Origin of the sequence: Butyrivibrio hungatei NK4A153 (genome assembly GCF_000424465.1) — a bacterium.
Classification (GTDB): Bacteria; Bacillota; Clostridia; order Lachnospirales; family Lachnospiraceae; genus Butyrivibrio; species Butyrivibrio hungatei_A.
Map to the genome: position 1 here is coordinate 35,582 of NZ_AUJY01000001.1, position 19,345 is coordinate 54,926.

A 19,345-nucleotide genomic window follows, 5' to 3' on the forward strand; every position below is an offset into this window, starting at 1 on the left:
TATCTAATTTGGGGAAATTGAAGAAAACGAGGAGTGGTTATATGGCTCAGCAGAATAAAAAAACTCTTTTGGGCATGCCGAAAGATGAATTTATCAAACAAGTTAAAAGACAGTGGGTTCTTATCGTATGGTCATTATTCTTTTTTGCATACGGTATCCTTTTCTGTTATGCGCCTTTAATAGGCTGGCTTATGGGCTTCCAGCAGTATAAGCCAAAGGATGGAATTTTACATTCAAAATGGATCGGACTTGCCAAATTTCAGGCTCTTTTTTCCGATGCAACATATATCAGAGTAATCAGAAACACTCTTGCAATGGGTGTTATCAATCTTGTAGCTACAACTATAATGGCAATTTTATTTGCTATTTTATTAAATGAGATTAAGGGAATGCGCAAGAAAAAGGTTGTTCAGACAATCTCTTATCTGCCTCACTTCCTTTCATGGATCATTGTTACAGGTATTCTTCACGATGCTCTTTCGGGAGCAGGTATTGTTAATGAGCTTCTTACTAAATTTCATTTGGTTTCCCAGCCCATTAACTTCTTTGCACATGAAAAGTATTTCTGGCCTATCGTAGCCTTCGCAAATGTTTGGAAGGAAACAGGTTGGAATGCAATTATATATTTGGCTGCGATAACGGCTATCGATCCTGCTTTGTATGAAGCAGCAGCTATCGACGGCGCGGGAAGATGGGATAAGATCAGATATGTTACCATCCCCGGAATTAAGTCAACAATCATTATTCTTCTTATCATGAATGTTGGTAACGTCCTTAATGCAGGATTTGAGATTCAGTATCTGCTTGGTAACGGACTTGTACAGAAGGTATCCCAGACAATCGATATCTATGTTCTTAAATGGGGTATCAGCCAGATGGATTACTCACTTGGAACGGCTGCGGGTATATTTAAGAGTGCAGTCAGTATCGTTCTGATCTTGATATGTAATGAAGTCGCCAAGCGTCACGGCGAAGAAAGACTGTTCTAAGGGGGAAGCGCGATGAGTAATACAGTAAACAAGAAAAGAAAGATGTCAAAAGCTGACATTGCTTTCTATACATTTAACTCAATATTCATGACAGTGTTTGTAATAGTTACACTTTACCCTGTTCTGAATACACTTGCTATTTCGTTTAACGATGGTCTTGACGCACTTAGAGGAGGTATTTACCTTCTTCCAAGAAAATTTAGTGTCAAGAACTACATCACAGTATTTAAGAAGGATGATCTTCTTGTAGGTGCATATATTTCGGTTGCAAGAACTGTTGTGGGAACAGCCCTTTCGCTTATTGCCTGCGCTATACTTGCATTTATCGTAAGCCGCAAGAATTTCCTTTTTGCAAAACACCTTTCATTGTTCTGGGTAGTAACAATGTATGTAAACGGTGGTATGATCCCTGTTTTCCTTTTGTACAAGGGACTTCACCTTACAAATTCATTCTGGGTATATGTAATTCCCGGAATGGTATCCGCATTCAATATGCTCGTCATAAGAACATATATGAACGGAATACCTAACAGTTTTGAGGAATCGGCGCAGCTGGACGGTGCGGGATATACGACTATATTCCTTAATATTATTTCACCGCTCTGTAAGCCTGTTTATGCTACAGTAGCTCTTTTCGTTGCTGTATATCAGTGGAACTCATGGTTTGACGTTATGCTTTACAACAGAATGAGTGATAAGCTTACAACTCTTCAGTACGAGCTTATGAAACTCCTTGCTTCTGTAACAAGCCAGAGTACATCGGCTCAGTCGATGAAGAACTCGACAAGCTCCATTACACCTACATCAATACGTGCAGCTGCATCTATAGTTACGATGCTTCCTATCATCTGTATCTATCCTTTCTTGCAGCAGTACTTTGTAAGCGGACTTACACTTGGTGGTGTAAAAGAATAATACGAAAATATTATAAATTTTTTATATGCCTCGGGAAATATAAAGCTCGGGGCATTATTTTTTTATCGTTTTTTCATCCCGCACCTTGCCTTGTCTGTAATATAATATTGATACAAAATTAAAACTAAAGTCTTGGGAAAATGGACCGATAAATAAAAAGTAATTGGAAGCCGTAATTCTGTTTATATCATTATGGAGGGTCGCCTATTGACATCTAGAGATATAAGCCTGATTGCAAAGAGAAAGGTGCGGAATGCAACTTTTGACTTAAAACGACTTTTAAAGATCAGCTGGAGAAGAGTAGTTAGATTTTTGATCTCCTTGCTGCAGGTTTACTTGTGCTTTTTGCTTATCGAAACCGGAAATGTCACTCTGTTTAAAGGAGTGTTGCCTGTTTCTTTTATTAGCGGTGCATTTTTCCTTAACTTCTCATTTATTTTTCTTTTTATAGCAATAATTTATCTGATTGTGGGAAGTGATTACCTTTGCGGAATTGTTTCCACTACTGTTTCCTCTCTTATTGCAATAGTAAATCATTATGTTGTTTTGCTTCATGGAATGCCTCTCTCTTTTCAGGAATTGCAAAACTTTGGAACCGCACTCAATGTTATCCGGGGAATGACGATCACACCCGATGCCACATTCTTTAAGATAATGGGACTGTTCTTTTTCGGATTGTTCTTATCGATGGGGCTGTATGTTCTTAATGTAGGTAATTCTTCAAAATGGGGCGATACCCTTTGGAAGAGACTTATATATGCGATTGTTGCCTTTGGCGTGTTTGATATGGTGATTCTTTCGCCGGCTTCAAAAAAGCCTGAAAGCATATTGGCATGGTCGTGGCGTGAGGTCTATCCGACATACGGATTTGCACTTTGCAGTCTTGAGTCGTTCCAGAACCTGCATAACGTTGTGGAAAGACCCGACGGTTATGAAGTTGCCGATATTCCTACACTTAATATTTCAACCTGGTATACGGATGAGCGTCCCGACATAATAATGATCCTGAATGAGACATTCTATGATTTTAATGTTGTGACACAGCTTGAGACCGATACGGAATTTCTTCCTTACATTTCAAATATGGAAGATCTCAAAAAAGGTTATGCCGTTGTTCCTAACTTCGGAGGCGGTACAAATGCAACAGAATACGAGCTTTTGACAGGAAATTCGAACAGGCTCATCAATAATTTTGCTCCTTTTAATGTTATTGATATGAACGACAGTCTCAGTATTGTTTCCGTTCTTAACGAACTTGGATATGAGACAACAGCAATGCATTCTGAATCAGGCTCAAATTATTCAAGATACAGAGGATATAAAGAACTTGGATTTGACAATGTTTACTTTGGAGAAGAATTCAGGGATCTTGATTACTATGCGGACAGAGTTTATGCCACGGACAAGTCATTGTATGACAATATGATAAAAAAATATGAATCTTCCGTTGCGCAGCAGGCTCAGGGCGAATACGTACCGCAATTCATGTATCTTTTGACAATACAGAATCACGGAGGCTGGGATCAGAATCCTGCCGGTGAAGACATTATCCATTCCGTTAAAGAGTATGGTGCAGCCACATCTGTTTTGAACGAGTATCTGTCTTGTATGCAGACATCGGACAAGGCGTTTTACGATCTCATTCAATATTACAAAAACGTTGATAGACCTGTAGTTATCTGCATGCTTGGGGATCATTGTCCTTCTTTTGCATATGATGTGATTGATTCGGACATGGATTCCGACATAGAAGAATATAACTTAAGAAGAACACCGTTTTTGATGTGGAGCAACATTGAAACTCCTGCGGATTCATGGATCGACAGTATAGGAACTGTAAGCACCAATTATATAGTTCCTGAACTTTTAAAGGAGCTTGAACTTCCCAGACCTGCTTATTATCAGTATATGACTCAGATAGCGCCAAAGTATCCCGTGCTTGGATCGGGTATGAAATACATGGACGCAGATGGAACTGTACACTTGTATGATGAAGCGCCGATAGACGTTACAGGATATTTCTATATGGAATATAACAATATCGGCGACAGACAGGGAAATGTCCCTGATCTGTTTAGGGTGCCGCGATGATCAGAAAAATGACAGTTGAAGAATTTAATAATGTTTCCAAAGTGAACGTATCTGAAGAAGAGAAAGTAACACACATTGGTGAAATGCGTTTCTTTAAAGTGATCGGCATTTGCCTGTATGTTCTTTCGTTCATTTTGAATATATGGCTGCATGTGATCGTGCTTAAATACGCGCTTGTAAGAGTAGAAGCAATGAGCAGCGTTCTTTTCTGGCTGTTTTATATATGGTCATTTATTGCATTTACTCATGCGACGGTGTTTGCCGTAGATTTTATCTTTTCCGTTCTTCCGCCGGTTGTTTCGATACTTAACGGAAAGAAAAAGATAAACAACGAAGCCTACATGAATACTCTGTGGCTAGATTACGATAAGGACAGTCTTCCCGATGTAACGATCTCAATTCCAGTATATATGGAGGAGAACGGCGTTATATTCGAGACTGTATACAGAAGTAAACTTGCTGCGGAAGATTATAAGAAGCAGACGGGAAAAGAGTGTAATGTAATAGTTTCCGATGACGGAATAGGAGTGCTGCTTAAAAATGTAGGTACGATCGAATCTTTGGAGGATAAGATCGAAGAATACTCCAAGTTTGGAACTGTTGCGGGAGTGGAAGTTGGCTCCGACGCATACAGAGTTATAGAAAGAGTATATTACTACAGAAAGGTCAACGTAAGCTTTGTTGTAAGACCTCCTTACAACAGACCGGGAATATTCAAGAAGTCTTCAAACCTTAATTACACTCTTAGAATAGGACGCAGGGTTGATGAAGGTAATGAGATCAAAGATCTTGTTTGTGAGGGAGCAGAGTTTGAAGGTGGACATGCAGAGGGCAATATCCATACAAACTCCATAATACTTCTCATAGATAAGGACTCCGGTCTTCATCCTGAAATAATAAGTGCGATAGTACCTGAATTTACAAGAGACGATAAGCTTGCATATATTCAGTGCGCTACAAAGGCGTCAAACATGGAGGAAAACTTCTTTGCAAGACTTTCCGGAAGACAGGTTAACAACAATAATCAGAATGTCTTCCCGTGCATGGCTCTTAAGGGAATATTTGTCCCGCTTGTAGGACATAACGTATTTATAAGAAGAGAAGCGCTTGCCAAGCTTGGATACTGGCATGAGCACAGAGTTTCCGAAGATTTCGATCTGGCAATAAGACTTTATGCAAGAGGATGGCATGGCAAATACTCACAGGTTCAAGGTCTTGAATTTACCGAGTATGCTTCAAGAACATATTCAGAAGATGCCATGAAGGAATACAGATATACATACGGACTGATCGAGATGTTCCTGAGCGGTACGATGGAGTGGGGCAAGACTAGATGGTATGACGCTTTTTACATGATCATCTACTTCATTGCAAGAATAAACAATGTATTGCTCTTACCTTACATAGTTATCATCACACTTACGGGAATGCTTGACCTGATGTTCCTCGGATACGCTCTTTGCTGCATAGTATTTATCATACTTCCGTCGCTAAGAACAATATTACTTTCAAGAAAAATAAAGAAAGAGTACCTCTTTAGGATTTCCGAGAGCTTTCTGATGTTTTTCACTTTTTCCGGATGTACATTCCCTGCAGGAGCAGGTGCAGTAAAGTATTTCCTTAACGTAATAACCAAGAAGGAACACGCTTTTCCCGCTACTTCAGTAAGTACGCTGGTATATTCGTTTAAAGAAGGACTGAGATTCATTTACAAGTATTTCCTGAAAAACAAAGGCGTCCTTGTTGTATTTGTTTTCTGCGTTGAAAGAATACATCATATACTTTTGTATTCTTCACGGGTTGGAGCTGCAGAGGCAGCCTGCATATCAGAGCTGTTTTTGATAGCATTTGCTCCGTTTTTCATGACACCGCAGTTGTTCCAGCGAAAGAAAGGTGGAATTTTGGTTCGAAGGGAGTCTGATAATATGCTTAAATGTTACCACGCTTCTGTTTTCTTCAAAGAAGCAAGAAATTTTATTGATGAGAATACCGATAAGCATCTTTTCCTGTACGCGGTTGAGATTGACAACTTCCATGTCCTGAATCTTTGGTACGGACATGACGTCGGAGAAGAATACGCTGACAGGATTGGAGATAAGCTTGCTTATATAATTGACAAATTCGGTGGAGTTCCGGGATATATCTCCGGAGGAAACTTTATCTGTATTGTGCCGAATGGAGATGCTCTTTTGAACCAGATTCAGGGCGAATTGTCGGATTATGTAAAGACTGATCCGAAGTTCATGGGATTTTTCCCGCTTATCAGCGTGTATGAGATACGTGATACCACTCTTGCCGTAGAAAAAATGTATGACAGAGCGCTTCTTGCACTTGACGGACTCAGAGGAAACTTAAAAGAGCGTTCTGTTCACTACAACTCAGAAATGGACAAGAAGCTTGATGCGGAAGTAAAGCTGCTTAGGGATGTCCGCAGAGGTATTGACAGCGACGAGTTTACATTCTTTATACAGCCAAGATGTGACATAAATACAGGAAAGATCATAAGCGGTGAGGCACTTGTTCGTTGGAATCACAGAGAACGCGGATTTGTAAGCCCGGGCGAGTTCATTCCCGTACTTGAGAAATCAGGACTTACGCTTATCGTCGACCAACTTATCTGGGAGAAGGTTATAGCATGGCAGGGCAAAAGAATTAAAGACGGAGAAGAGTGCATTCCTGTATCGATTAATTTAACCCGTGCGGATCTTTTTTCCATAGATGTAAAAAAGACGCTTAAAGATCTGTGCGAAAAATACAAAGTTCCGCGCAGGCTCATTATGATCGAGATCTCGGATAAGACGTATAATGATGTTGATAAAGAAATCCTTGCTATGATAAAGGATATTTCAGATGCAGGATTCCCGCTTATTATAGATGGTTTCGGAAGCGGATATTCATCTATGATAATGCTTCAGGCTGTGCAGCCCGAAGTGATCACATTCAACATGAAGGTGCTTAATGATGAGGAAGGTCATATAACCAAGGCTGCAGTTATACTTCATACCGTTGCAAACTGCGTACAGGTTATGGACATTCCGCTTATTGTAAAGATGGTCGAGACAGATGAGCATGAGCAATATCTAAAGAAATTCGGATGCCGCTATGCACAGGGATACCATTACTATAAGCCTATGGATGTAAGTTCACTTGAAAAGATCATTAAGGTAAGAGAGAACGTGGATTACAGTGGAATAAAAGGCTGGTTGGAAGAGGCAAACGAGGAACCGGAAGAACCCGAAACTTCAGTAATTGAAAACTCAAAAGGTAAAAACTTTTTTCGTGAGATAGTCGATATCAGAAGACAGGTTAGAAGAAAAGTGGGGGCTGAGTGAAGGAGAAACTGAAAAAAACGCCTGTTGCGATCATATTTGTAATGGCTGCCAGCTTACTGCTGGCAGTCCTTTGCATAGCTTATTCTGTTTATTACCAGTATTCTGTCAAGTTGACAGAGAAGTACGGAAATGAAAAAGAACTTGCTGTTTCTGCGATAAGGTCCGCACTTCGTGATATGTCAAAAGAATCCGGTGAAGAGAATGGGCGTTTTTTGCTTGCTTCTTATGACACGGATAAGGAGAATCAAAAAGATATAGCTTATTCATACGACAATGCGCTGTGTGCGCTTGCGTTTATGGCGGATGGAGATAAAGAGTCTGCATCTGCTATTCTTGATGCCTTCATATATGCCGCGGTCAATGACAGGGGAGATGTGCAGAGAGTAAGAAATGCTTATTCTGCGGGAAACATTGTCGGAGATGTCTGCGGAAGTGTAAGACTTCCCGGATATTATGACAATGAGAGGAATATGTGGGTCGAAGATCCTTCGCTTGTCGGCAGCAGTAGCGGCAATCTGGCGTGGGTGTCCCTTGCACTTCTTTGGTATGACAAATTGTACGGAGAAGAAGAGGATACATATCTTTATACCAAAACCGCGGTTTCCCTTATGGACTGGGTTCTTGAGAATTGCGCGGACGAAAATCCCGGATTTATTGCGGGTATAAACGGATGGCCTGAAAATGACATGTCACAGGCGCAGGTGCTTAGTTATAAATCTCTTGAGCACAACGTTGACTGTCTGGTTGCTTTTGATGCACTCTATAAGCTTACGGGCGATGAGAAATATAATGAGGCTGCGCAGAATTCAAAGAAATTCATAGACAGTATGTATGATGCAAAAAAAGGATACTACTATACCGGAACAGCTTCTGACGGCATAACTCCGAACACGGGGCAGGTCGTTCTTGATGCGCAGGTGTGGACGGCACTTGCGGTTGACGGTGTTATCAAGGACAGACGTGTTCGAAAGAATATCGGTAAGATGAAAACGCCCGACAACGGATATGCTTTTTGTCTTGACGAGGCAGCAGGAGGGTTTTGGACAGAAGGAACGGCGTTTACGGCTCTTTATTATCAGGAGTGTGGAAAAAGAAGAGCTGTTTACGGAGCGATTGATTCAATTTGCAGAATTTTAAAGGTTGACGGTCGTATTCCCGCTTGCTCGGGAGAACGCATAAACACGGGAATGGATCTTTTTGACGGTACTCCCTGGATATATGACAGCAGTCCTCATATAGCCCCCGGAGCGTGGTTTGTAATGGCAATCGACGGATTCAATCCGTTTGATATTGAGATTTCGCCCGAGTCAAAAGAAAGATATGAAAAAGGAAAGCCTGTATACGAGGCGTTTGACATTCCCGGTATGAGAGAACAGCTTAGGGAAGAGCAGTTTGTCATTCATGCTGCGGGAAGCTATTCTGAAGATGGCGGAGAGGGGCTCTTTTACACAAACAGTCTGGAAGCACTTCAGAGTGCATATGATGCGGGCAAAAGAATGATAGAGATGGATTTCATGTTCACAAGTGACGGATATCCTGTCTGTGCGCACAATGCAGATGGTGCGTGGGCACTGGGATTTTCTTTTGGCAAGGCACCGAAACATAATGAGTTCATGAATTCAAAGGTTTATGACAGACTTACACCGCTTGATATCTATACTCTTGCGGATTTTATGCGAGAGCATAATGATATGTATGTGGTTACCGATATTAAGGAGGCTTCCGGTGCCGGAATCAAGGGAGTGTACGGGACTTTCTCAAAATGTATTCCGGATCTTATGAACCGCTTTGTGATTCAGATTTATCACGACGAAGAGTATGAAGTCGTGAAGGATGCGGGATTTTCGTATGTTATCTACACGCTTTACGCTGCGGATGAAGATGAGTGTGAGAGCGAAGCGATAATACAGAGCTGCAAAAATATGGAGCTTGTCGCACTTACAATGCCGGATGTCTGGGTTGACGACGCGGGATTTGTGTCTGAGATCAACGAAACCGGAGTGCCGCTTTTTGTCCATACCATCAATGATAAGAAGGACATGGATAGGTACAAAGCGCTTGGAATTGCGGGTTTTTACACGGATCAGGTTGATTGAGCGGATGGGTAGTGAGCTTGCGGTAAATGACATTTTGGAATAACAGAAAAAAATTTTTGAAAAAAATAAAAAATGGGTGTTGACGAAAGCCGCATACTTTGCTATTATAAACAAGTCGTCGCGAGAGAGATGACGACGGAATGCGGAAGTGTCGGAATTGGCAGACGAGCAAGACTAAGGATCTTGTGACTGTTTATGTCGTGTGGGTTCAAGTCCCATCTTCCGCACGATATTTTATCAAGGTTTATCACTTTTTGTGATAGACCTTTTTTCTTGCCTAACCCACATAACACGGTCTTTTATTAAACCCACACTCTTTTTATCTTCTTCTATCATTTTTTACATTTTCCATTTAAAGATATGAGTTTGTGATACTGGATGTGAAATAAAATTGTCTTTATTTCATTCCAAAAGTAGTCTGTTTAGTAGTTGGAAAAGAAGGCCAAACAGCTCAAGAACTATCTTGCATGCTTATAGATATAAGCTTGTGGTAAGAAATGTGGGTGAATAAATACCGGTGCATGTAATATTTGTTTTTTATTGATAATTGTGCTAAATTTTTGTGGTGATAAATATGCTCTATATGTTTACAATTGGTATGCATTTATTTTGATATGCAGTATGTGCGTTGATGTGTTATACAAAGAGGAGCTTTGCGACTTTTTGTTCTTGTTTTTTCATTTGGCATTCGCCAAAATGATTCAATGATTTTTAGGGATTTATTTTTGATTGAATAGGGCCGGTCGTGATGATGTTTTGTTAGAGGCACCGCACGTAAAAGCCGTGGAGGATGTGTACGGTGCTAAAGCGCGAAGAGGCACCGCACGGAAAGCTTGCGGAGGATGTGTACGGTGCGAAAAAGCGAAGAGGCACCGCACAGAAAATTTGTGGAGGATGTGTACGGTGCGAAAATGCGAAGAGGCACCGCACGGAAAGTTTGCGGAGGATGTGTATGGTGCGAAAACGGGAAGAGGCACCGCACGGAAAGTTTGCGGAGGATGTGTACGGTGCGAAAACGGGAAGAGGCACCGCACAGAAAATTTGTGGAGGATGTGTACGGTGCCTAAAGCCAAAAAAGACAAATAATAAGCTTTACACAGAGATTTGAAAGGAACAAATGTAGCAATGATAGATTACAGAAATGAGTTAATTGGACAATTCAATGAAATTCGAGGGATGATCAACACTCTTGAGAAAAGAAAAACAAGATATAAAGGATTAGATGACGGCAAAATTCTAGTTACATCATGCCGCGGCGTCCCACAATACTATTTTCGCAAGAACGGGGACAAGAAAAGAGAATACATCAAATCTGCGAGGAGGGATATGATACGCCTCCTGATTCAGAGAGATTATGACGAGAAACTTTTGCGTGAATTAAAACCGCTGATGAAGAGGATGGAGGTTTTTATAAAAGGATATGACATTGGAATGATTGACAGAGTTTATAGTGGTCTGTGTCGCGGAAGGAAAGAGATGATAAGTCCTATACGGTCTACGGAAGAAATGAGAATAGAAGAATGGTACAACAGTTTTAATGGTGGAAAGAACTCTGTGGAAGTGGCTGTTGCTCATAAGACAATTAAAGGGGAAACGGTCAGATCCAAATCGGAGAAGATTATTGCGGATTATTTATATAGTATGAAGATACCGTATGTATATGAACCGGAATTTTTGTTGAAAGATAGAAGACATATCTTTCCGGACTTTGCAATATATAGCGTAAGGAAAGATAAAACAATTTACTGGGAACATTTAGGGCTTGTTAATGATCCCGAATATGCGGTCAAGAATCTAAAAAAGCTGATATCATACGAGAAAAGCGGACTTGTACTTGGTGATACATTGCTTATATCTTTAGAAAGCGCAGAAAGTCCACTTGATTTTGAAGCCGTAAAAAAGAAACTTGAATCAGCATTATGAATGAGAATAATAGCATCTAGAAAGTATGGAGAGTATCGGGAGGTGCAGGAAAAGTAATTAGTGATTTGTCTTGCTTATTTTTGAATGTGAATATTTGGCGAACTTTCCAATTGAATTGGTTAAAAAATGTTAAGGACATGTTATACTTCTTTGTGGGGTATTAGTGCCCTTGGATTTTTTTGACATAAGGAGAATTACATGAAGAAACTAAGATTTTTACCCAAGATGTTGATTTTTGCTCTTGTTTTGGCTTCGGCTGCGCCTCTTGAGGTTCACGCAGATTCAAATGCCGACAATAAGGCGGCACTTGCAAAAAGAAGTGACCTTGATGAGACAGGGAAAATGCTTAAGACAAGCAAGACCATTGATGGTATAAAGTATTCGCTTACCATTGATCTTACAAAGTGGGACGGATACACAAATGTTGAGCAGTTTGACCATATTGAGAATCTTTTTTACGAGGTATATCCTCAGATGTACAAGAGATTTGGTGATTATAAAAAAGCCACAACAGATGTTACGATAGCGATTGAAAATGAAGGTTATGAGATTGCTTCGGCCAATTCGAAGAAGAACAGGATTCATCTTCATGATAAGTATTTAGATAAGCACTACGATCATTTCGATGTTCTGACTCATGAGCTTGCACATATTGTACATGGAGGTTTTGTGAGGGATAATCTTGAGTTCCCTAAATATTCCGAAGTATTTGCAGATTATTGCAGATATATCTATGCTTACAAAGACGGAAGATACAATGACAAAAACTGGGTGCTTCCCGATGCGAACACTCAGAAAACCCGCGAAACTTCAGTGAGATTTTTGGTGTGGCTCGATAAGGAAACATCTTCATCCAGCCGTGATATTATCCGCGACTTCTTTGAGGTTTGCTGCATGTCTGACTTCAAGAAAGAAAAGTGGGGAGAGATGTGGAAGAGTCTTTTCAAGGGTACAAAGTTTGAAGGCAAGACGATAGATGAAGTTTGGGAGATATACAAGAAGTCAGATTTTGCTTATCTTTCAGCCAAAGCGCCGGATAAGGATACAAAATCCGATCTTCTTAAGAAAACTGATGTGAGAAACTTTATCAGAAAGAACAGCTATTCATTTAAATAAAAAGAGTATTCCAAATTACTACCTGAGTTTTCGGGTAGTAATTTTTGATTAGAAAATTCCTCGTATTCAACAAGATGCTCTGCAGGGATGCACGGCTCGCGGAAGGCTTTTTTATTGAAAAGAAATGCTCTGCTATGGATGCGGCCTATGTGCATAATAAATTGAATTTATTAATGGGGTGAATTGGAGCAGGTATGCTATTGTGAGAGGCTTTGACGCAGAGGCACCGCACAGAAAAGTTGTGGAAGATGTATGCGGTGCGAAAAAGCGAACAGGCACCGCACAGAAAAGTTGTGGAAGATGTATGCGGTGCGAAAAAGCGAACAGGCACCGCACAGAAAGGTTGTAGAGGAAGTGTGCGGTGCGAAAATGCGGCCAGGCACCGCACAGAGAGGCTGTGGAGGAAGTGTACGGTGCGAAAATGCGATCAAGCACCGCACAGAAAGGCTGTGGAAGATGTATGCGGTGCGAAAGTGGGAACAGGCACCGCACAGAAAAGCGGTGGAAGATACATGCGGTGCAAAAGTGCGTAAAAGTACCGTATAGGAAAAGACATGAAAGAAATAAATTATTGCAATGATGGATTACAGTAGGAGATGATAAGCATATATCTCAAATAATTCTTGATGGTTAATAAAAATTCCTATAACTTAATATGTATTCAATAGAAAAACTCTGTGGAATTCGTTATCATAGCATTAGAACGGCGCCGGTAATAAAGCATGCATTCTTAGTTTTAATATCCGTGAATGCACAACAAGACATCACACTTTTTCCGAAAGATTTAAGTGTAAACCTTTTGGAAAATACGGATTTAGAGAGTATAGAGGAGACTGAGCTAATGACTATAGGAAAAGTGATACGAAAATACTGCAAGGAATTGGGACTTACACAGGAAGAAATGGCTAAAAGTCTTGGAGTGACTGCGCCGGCTGTCAATAAGTGGGAGAATGAGAATACGCTTCCCGATATCAGCTTGCTTGCACCGATTGCAAGACTTCTTGGAATATCGATGGATGAGCTGTTGTCGTTTAAAGAAAATCTGACTGATGAAGAGGTTGACGTTTATATAAAATCTCTATGTCAGAAACTGGAAAAAGGACTCTATGAGGAAGTGTTTGAATCTGCAAGAAAGAAGATAGAAGAATATCCAAACTGCGAAAAACTAAAACTTAACAGTGCGCTGATTTTTGAGGGTGCCCGATACGCGGCTTTACATAAAAAGGAGTGCAAAATTCTGAAAAAAAATGATGAGCATATCGCTGCATGGCTTCAGGATTTGATGGAATCGGGGGATTCGAAAATAAGAACGTCGGCCGCCAAAATGTTGTTTTTATGCACTACAGAAAAGAAGACTACATAAAGGCTGAGGAGCTTTTAAGTTATTTTGATGAGAGAGGGTATGAGCGCAGGTTTTTCCAAGCTGAGATTCATGAAAAGAATGGAAAGACAGAAGAAGCATTCAAGGAACTTGAGGACCTTATGCTTGAAGAGGTTAATCAGATAAAATGCGTATTGAATTTGTTACAGAGGCTCTATAAGGATGCCGGAAACCTCAGAATGGCATATAAAATGGCGGATGTTAGCGGTGAGGTTTCAAGATGCTTTGAACTTGGCATTTACCAGGAAGTTATGCAGAAACTTGAACTTGCGGAATATGAAAAAGATGTTGAGAAGACAGCTTCTATTATGAAACAGCTTGTAGACAATGTTGATACAATGTTGGATATCAATAATTCTGAGCTGTATGCTCATCTTAGGGTGGAGAAAAAAGAGCGTTCGGATAAGTCGGAGTTTATAAAGAAATTTCAATCGCAGTTGATCGGGGAATTTTGCAATGAGGAAATGTTTGCCTATATGCGCGGCAATGAATATTGGGAATCATTACGAAATATACCTGATGTAAAATAACTCAATAAATGTGGTATCATAATATAAAACGATTTCAATTTTGTATTTTGTGTATGAATGGTTACTGATCTAAATCTAGAAATGTGCGTTTCGTAAGAACATGATATGAAAGGGGGATCTATTATATGGAACCGCATGATGTTGGGGGCAAACTGTCAGATAACGCAATTGAAAACAATGCAGGAAATTCAAATTTGACAGGTGCAAATGTACCTGAAATGGCAGGAAGTGAGAAAGATTTGGTGTTAGAAGCTGCTTTGAACAAGGAAAGAATTCAAGCTGCAACGCCTGGTGATGCCGGAATTTCAAACAATCTCACAGAGGCATTACTCACCGAGATGCGAGACCTTTCGAAGAAGCGGCTTTTTTTCCAGAAGATTGCAACGGGATGTATGGCAGGAATGCTTTTGGTGGTGTTTCTGACATGTATCATCGTTGTACCGAAGGCGATGACAACGCTTTCGCATATCAACAATGTTTCTGTTAAGGCAGAGAACTCACTTGATGAGATCGATGTCATGACAAAGGGCATAACGAGTGCGACTGATAGCCTTAACGAACTGGTTGCGGGCAATTCAGCATCACTCACTGAGGCGGTCACATCTCTATCTAGGATAGATTTTGACGGACTTAACAAGGCAATCACCGATCTTCAGGATGCGGCGGGGCCTATGGCAGCTCTTATGAAAAGGTTTAGATAAACTATCCCCGGTGCTTTGGGTGCTGAGGACGATTCTTTATTCCGGGAGGGAAAAATAATGGGCATGAATTCTACAGAAGATAAGATAAAAGAGATAGCAAGAGAGTTTTCGAAGGCTACTGAGCCTGTTATAAAAGAAGCTAAGAAAGCTGCAGAGCCTTTTTTGAGAGATGTTAAAGAAGCTACCAAGCCATATACCAGTAAAGCTGAACCATATATCAAAAAGGCGGAGCCATACTTTAAGGATATTAAAGAGAAGACCGAGCCTTATTTAAAAGACATTAAAGACAAGGCAGAGCCTGTTTATGCGGAAGTTAAGACAAAGGCAGAGCCTTATATAAAAGATATCAAGGAAAAAGCGGAGCCTTATATCACTAAGGCAAAAGAGAAGACGGCGCCCGCTGCAAAGACTGTAAAGGAAACATCGCAGAAAGCAGCCAAGGTTGCTAAAGAGGCGAGCCGGGACATTTCCGCAAAGGCTGCAAAGCGCGCGTGCAAAGAAGAAGTTTTCGTGCAGTACAATCACCATGAGATAAACACTTCGGATATAATCGAGCGTGCAAAAAAGGATTACATAAGCAAAGGAAATAAAGCTACCGCTATCAAAGAGATTCAGGTTTACATCAAGCCTTCGGACAATGCCGCATACTATGTGGTAAATCATACTGATACCGGAAAAGTCGAGTTTTAACAGATATGGCAATAGAGAAAAAAGATTTTTTTAATTTAATGCACTACGAATATGGCGAGGCGTATTTTGGAAGCTACAAGGGAATGAGGTACAGACTTGCGCGTGAACCGCTTGAAAATGTAAAGTTCGTTCCGGTGGATCAGAGAGGCCCCGCGACACTTATGGCAACGGTGTGGCCTGAACCCTACTCATATGCTAAGACTGATAAGAAGCTTATGTTGAGTGAGAATTTTGAAGTGAGCGAAGAAGGCTTTACCAAGGCTGTTGAGTGGATAAACGAGCAGTATGAGGCACGTTTTGCGCTGTATAAATAAAAAAGCAAAAAAATTTAAAATAAAAAAAGGAATTGTGAAACTCACGTCGAATAATAAAGATGTGGGTTTCATTTTTGTAGTTTCCCATAAAAATATTTGCTACTCAAAAAATTCTAATAGAAAGAAGACGAAAATTGAAAATTCGTGAAAAGCTAGAAGAAAGAGAAACACAGATCTTAAGCAAATATGCTACACTCAGCATGAATTCCAAAGGTAGAGAAAAAGCTGAAAAACCGTGTGATATAAGGCCCTGTTTCCAAAGAGACAGGGATAGGATTCTTTATTCCAAATCGTTCAGAAGGCTTAAAGATAAGACGCAGGTTTTTCTGGCACCTGACGGAGATCATTACAGGACCCGTATGACGCATACTCTTGAAGTATCGCAGAATGCGAGAACTATATCTAAAGCTCTTATGCTTAATGAGGATCTCACTGAAGCCATAGCACTTGGGCACGATCTTGGACATACGCCGTTTGGGCATGCCGGAGAGAGGGCGCTTGATGCCGTTGTTCCGGGAGGCTTCAGGCACAATGAACAGAGCCTTAGAATCGTGGAGAAGCTTGAAAATTATGGACAGGGGCTTAACCTCACGAGAGAAGTTAAGGACGGAATCCTTAATCACGAGCTTAATCTTACGCCGTCGACTCTTGAGGGCAAGGTTGTAAGGCTTTCGGATAAGATAGCGTACATGCATCACGATATGGACGATGCAATCCGCGGCGGAATCATGAAAGAGAGTGATGTTCCAAAGGAACTTGCAAAGGTGATCGGCTATACGAACGGAGAGTGGCTTGATACCTTTATACACGATATAATCGCGACAAGCATGGACAAGGACGACATTATGATGTCGGAGGAAGTATATGATGCTTTCCTGAAACTTAGGAAGTTCATGTTTGAAAGAGTTTATACCAATCCCGAAGCCAAAGGGCAGGAGGGCAAGGTAGAAGTCATGATAAAGATTCTTTATCATCATTACCTCGACCACGAGGAGAAACTTCCGGACTATCTGAAAGCCATGATGGCAGCAGGAGAATCCAAAGAGAGAATTGTATGCGATTATGTTAGTTCCATGACTGACAGATATGCTGTTTCTGTTTTCGAAGAAGTATATGTCCCCCGTTCATGGACGGTACTATAAAATAAACCAATATATTCAGGAGACCCAAATTGCGCTACTCAGATGAAATAATAGAAGAGGTGCGCTCCCGCAGTGACATTGTGGACGTGATAGGACAGTATGTCCATTTGCAAAAGAAAGGCGCCAACTATTTCGGACTTTGCCCGTTCCACAACGAGAAATCAGGCTCGTTCTCCGTGTCGCCGAATAAACAGATGTATTACTGCTTTGGATGCGGAGCAGGCGGGAATGTCATCACTTTTTTGATGAAATATGACAATTTAACTTTCCAGGAAGCGATAAAACAGCTTGCCGAGAGAGCCGGTGTGAAACTGCCTGATGAAGACAATTCACCCGGAGCAAAGGCTATGCGCGACAAGCGGCAGATTCTTCTTGATATCAATAAGGAAGCTGCCAAGTACTATTATTATCAGCTTCGGGGAAAGAGCGGCCAAAAGGGCATGGAGTACTTTAAAAACAGGCAGCTTACGGATGAGACCATGCAGCACTTTGGACTTGGCTATGCCAATATCTCAAGCAACGACCTTGTGAAACACTTAAAGAGTCTTGGGTATAACGACAGCCAGATAATTGATGCAGGACTTGCTTCCCATGATGAAAGAATGGGAACTCATGATAAGTTCTGGAACAGAGTAATGTTCCCGATTCAGGACGCATCGCAGAAGGTTATAGGATTCGGCGGGCGTGTTATGGGCGATGGAAAGCCCAAATATCTAAATTCCCCTGAAACACTTATATTTGATAAGAGCAGAAATCTGTTTGGGCTTAACTATGCCAAGAACGCCAGGGCAGGCTACATGATAATCTGCGAGGGTTACATGGATGTCATAGCTATGCACCAGGCGGGATTTAATATGGCCGTAGCTTCGCTCGGAACTGCTTTTACGACGGGACAGGCAATGATACTTAAGCGCTACACCGATGAAGTCATTTTGTCTTATGACAGTGACGAAGCAGGAACCAAAGCTGCGCTTCGCGGAATAGGGATTCTGAGAGAAGCGGGGCTTAAGGGTAAAGTGCTTGACCTTCGGCCACACAAAGATCCCGATGAATTTATTAAGAATGAGGGAAAAGAAGCTTTTGAAGAGCGAATACGAAACGCGGAAAACACATTCTTTTTCGAAGTAAGAGTAATGCAGTCGAGATACGATATGTCAGACCCTGAATCAAAGACTGAGTTCCACAGAGCTCTTGCCAAGAAATTGTGTGAGTTTGAAGAAGCTCTCGAAAGAGAGAATTATATAGAGGCGGTTGCGGCTAAGTACAATATAGCCGTTGACGACTTAAGAAGACTTGTTGCTCATTACGCTTCACAGGGCGGACTCGTAAGACCTGCCGAGAAGCCAAAGAGTGGTATACAGAAAAAGAACCTTCCCGAGGATGGAGCCCGGAAGAACCAAAGACTTCTTCTTACATGGCTTACGGATGAGCCGGCTATTTTCCCCAAGGTAAAGAAGTGGATAGTTCCCGCTGACTTTACCGATGAGCTTTACAGAAATGTTGCTAATGAGCTCTTTGAGGGAATGGAGCACGGTAATTTTTCGCCGGCAGCCATTTTGGATAGATTTACGGATGAGGAGCAACACAGCAAAGTTGCTGAGATGTTCAATACAAATCTGGTTGAGATTGAAACAAAGGATCAAAGGAAAAAAGCGTTTAGAGATATCATCTACGGAGTTAAATCCGCAGGATACGAACGACAGAAGAGAGAACTTAAGCCTGACGATCCCGAGTTTTTGACCAAGACCATACAGGGCAAAAAGAATCTTGAGAAGCTGGCACATGCCGATATCTCGCCCGACGATTAACTACAGGTAATATGCACTGATTCGGAAATACTATAAAACAGAAAAGGAAGAATCATATGGCAAAAAAAGTTACTGGTACTACGGAAAAAGAGACAAAGAAGACACTTGTAAAGAAAGTTGCCGAGAAACTTTCCGGTAAGAAAGAGGCAGATAAGAAGGAAACGGCAAAAAAGGGAACAGCTAAAAAAGAAACACCCAAAAAGGAAACATCCAAAAAAGAAGCAACAAAGAAAGAAACAACTAAAAAAGAGACAGCTAAGAAAGAAACGGCTAAAAAAGTAACATCAAAAAAAGAAACAGAAAAGAAGGAAGAGAAG

Annotated in this window: 15 protein-coding genes and 1 tRNA gene; all 16 read left to right on the plus strand. The window is 41.0% G+C overall.

The features are described 5' to 3' along the window. Window positions 1-41 precede the first annotated feature (41 nt). The 16 genes from G628_RS0100155 to dnaG all read left to right on the plus strand — a co-directional run bounded on the left by G628_RS0100155 (window position 42) and on the right by dnaG (window position 19,028). Entirely contained in the window at window positions 42-989 is a 948-nt protein-coding gene (locus G628_RS0100155; RefSeq protein ID WP_026667515.1) for an ABC transporter permease, read from the plus strand. Window positions 990-1,031: 42 nt separating this feature from the next. Further along, window positions 1,032-1,904: a carbohydrate ABC transporter permease gene (locus G628_RS0100160; RefSeq protein ID WP_051198972.1), complete on the plus strand. Its 873-nt coding sequence runs from the start codon at window positions 1,032-1,034 to the stop codon at window positions 1,902-1,904. Window positions 1,905-2,111: 207 nt separating this feature from the next. After that, window positions 2,112-3,995 (plus strand): LTA synthase family protein, encoded by a 1,884-nt coding sequence (locus G628_RS0100165; protein ID WP_027208167.1) that lies wholly within the window; start codon window positions 2,112-2,114, stop codon window positions 3,993-3,995. Beyond that, entirely contained in the window at window positions 3,992-7,327 is a 3,336-nt protein-coding gene (locus G628_RS0100170; protein ID WP_027208168.1) for an EAL domain-containing protein, read from the plus strand. The genes G628_RS0100165 and G628_RS0100170 overlap by 4 nt, the downstream gene beginning before the upstream one ends. Next, entirely contained in the window at window positions 7,324-9,423 is a 2,100-nt protein-coding gene (locus G628_RS0100175) for a glycerophosphodiester phosphodiesterase family protein (protein WP_027208169.1), read from the plus strand. The genes G628_RS0100170 and G628_RS0100175 overlap by 4 nt, the downstream gene beginning before the upstream one ends. A 142-nt stretch (window positions 9,424-9,565) precedes the next feature. Further along, window positions 9,566-9,650 (plus strand) — tRNA-Leu (locus G628_RS0100180). Window positions 9,651-10,548: 898 nt separating this feature from the next. Next, window positions 10,549-11,346, plus strand: coding sequence for a hypothetical protein (locus G628_RS0100195; protein WP_155833737.1), 798 nt, complete (start codon window positions 10,549-10,551; stop codon window positions 11,344-11,346). Window positions 11,347-11,544: 198 nt separating this feature from the next. Then, on the plus strand, window positions 11,545-12,462 hold the full coding sequence (locus tag G628_RS0100200) for a hypothetical protein (protein WP_026655325.1): 918 nt from the start codon (window positions 11,545-11,547) through the stop codon (window positions 12,460-12,462). 252 nt (window positions 12,463-12,714) lie between these two features. Next, the gene (locus G628_RS0100205; protein ID WP_027208172.1) at window positions 12,715-13,008 is read left to right on the plus strand and encodes a hypothetical protein; all 294 of its coding nucleotides are present in this window, start codon (window positions 12,715-12,717) and stop codon (window positions 13,006-13,008) included. A 295-nt stretch (window positions 13,009-13,303) separates the two neighbouring features. Beyond that, window positions 13,304-13,825 carry a helix-turn-helix domain-containing protein gene (locus G628_RS15935; protein WP_034500471.1) on the plus strand — a complete coding sequence of 174 codons (522 nt, stop codon included), beginning with the start codon at window positions 13,304-13,306 and terminating at the stop codon, window positions 13,823-13,825. After that, window positions 13,798-14,373 (plus strand): hypothetical protein, encoded by a 576-nt coding sequence (locus G628_RS15940; RefSeq protein WP_034500472.1) that lies wholly within the window; start codon window positions 13,798-13,800, stop codon window positions 14,371-14,373. The genes G628_RS15935 and G628_RS15940 overlap by 28 nt, the downstream gene beginning before the upstream one ends. A gap of 125 nt (window positions 14,374-14,498) precedes the next feature. Further along, window positions 14,499-15,074 (plus strand): hypothetical protein, encoded by a 576-nt coding sequence (locus tag G628_RS0100215; protein ID WP_027208173.1) that lies wholly within the window; start codon window positions 14,499-14,501, stop codon window positions 15,072-15,074. Between the two features lie 63 nt (window positions 15,075-15,137). Next, entirely contained in the window at window positions 15,138-15,764 is a 627-nt protein-coding gene (locus G628_RS17785) for a DUF6465 family protein (protein WP_155841092.1), read from the plus strand. Window positions 15,765-15,769: 5 nt separating this feature from the next. Then, window positions 15,770-16,078: a hypothetical protein gene (locus G628_RS0100225; protein ID WP_027208174.1), complete on the plus strand. Its 309-nt coding sequence runs from the start codon at window positions 15,770-15,772 to the stop codon at window positions 16,076-16,078. A 134-nt stretch (window positions 16,079-16,212) separates the two neighbouring features. Continuing rightward, the gene (locus G628_RS0100235; RefSeq protein ID WP_026655321.1) at window positions 16,213-17,220 is read left to right on the plus strand and encodes a deoxyguanosinetriphosphate triphosphohydrolase; all 1,008 of its coding nucleotides are present in this window, start codon (window positions 16,213-16,215) and stop codon (window positions 17,218-17,220) included. 29 nt (window positions 17,221-17,249) lie between these two features. Then, window positions 17,250-19,028, plus strand: coding sequence for a DNA primase (gene dnaG, locus G628_RS0100240; RefSeq protein ID WP_027208175.1), 1,779 nt, complete (start codon window positions 17,250-17,252; stop codon window positions 19,026-19,028). Window positions 19,029-19,345: the final 317 nt, after the last annotated feature.

Excerpts from the sequence above, each read along its gene's own strand:
- G628_RS0100155 (WP_026667515.1), top strand. The coding sequence starts at position 42 with ATGGCTCAGCAGAATAAAAAAACTCTTTTGGGCATGCCGAAAGATGAA.
- G628_RS0100160 (WP_051198972.1), top strand. The coding sequence starts at position 1,032 with ATGTCAAAAGCTGACATTGCTTTCTATACATTTAACTCAATATTCATG.
- G628_RS0100170 (WP_027208168.1), top strand. The coding sequence starts at position 3,992 with ATGATCAGAAAAATGACAGTTGAAGAATTTAATAATGTTTCCAAAGTG.
- G628_RS0100195 (WP_155833737.1), top strand. The coding sequence starts at position 10,549 with ATGATAGATTACAGAAATGAGTTAATTGGACAATTCAATGAAATTCGA.
- G628_RS0100200 (WP_026655325.1), top strand. The coding sequence starts at position 11,545 with ATGAAGAAACTAAGATTTTTACCCAAGATGTTGATTTTTGCTCTTGTT.
- G628_RS0100205 (WP_027208172.1), top strand. The coding sequence starts at position 12,715 with ATGCGGTGCGAAAAAGCGAACAGGCACCGCACAGAAAAGTTGTGGAAG.
- G628_RS15935 (WP_034500471.1), top strand. The coding sequence starts at position 13,304 with ATGACTATAGGAAAAGTGATACGAAAATACTGCAAGGAATTGGGACTT.
- G628_RS15940 (WP_034500472.1), top strand. The coding sequence starts at position 13,798 with ATGCACTACAGAAAAGAAGACTACATAAAGGCTGAGGAGCTTTTAAGT.
- G628_RS0100215 (WP_027208173.1), top strand. The coding sequence starts at position 14,499 with ATGGAACCGCATGATGTTGGGGGCAAACTGTCAGATAACGCAATTGAA.
- G628_RS17785 (WP_155841092.1), top strand. The coding sequence starts at position 15,138 with ATGAATTCTACAGAAGATAAGATAAAAGAGATAGCAAGAGAGTTTTCG.
- G628_RS0100225 (WP_027208174.1), top strand. The coding sequence starts at position 15,770 with ATGGCAATAGAGAAAAAAGATTTTTTTAATTTAATGCACTACGAATAT.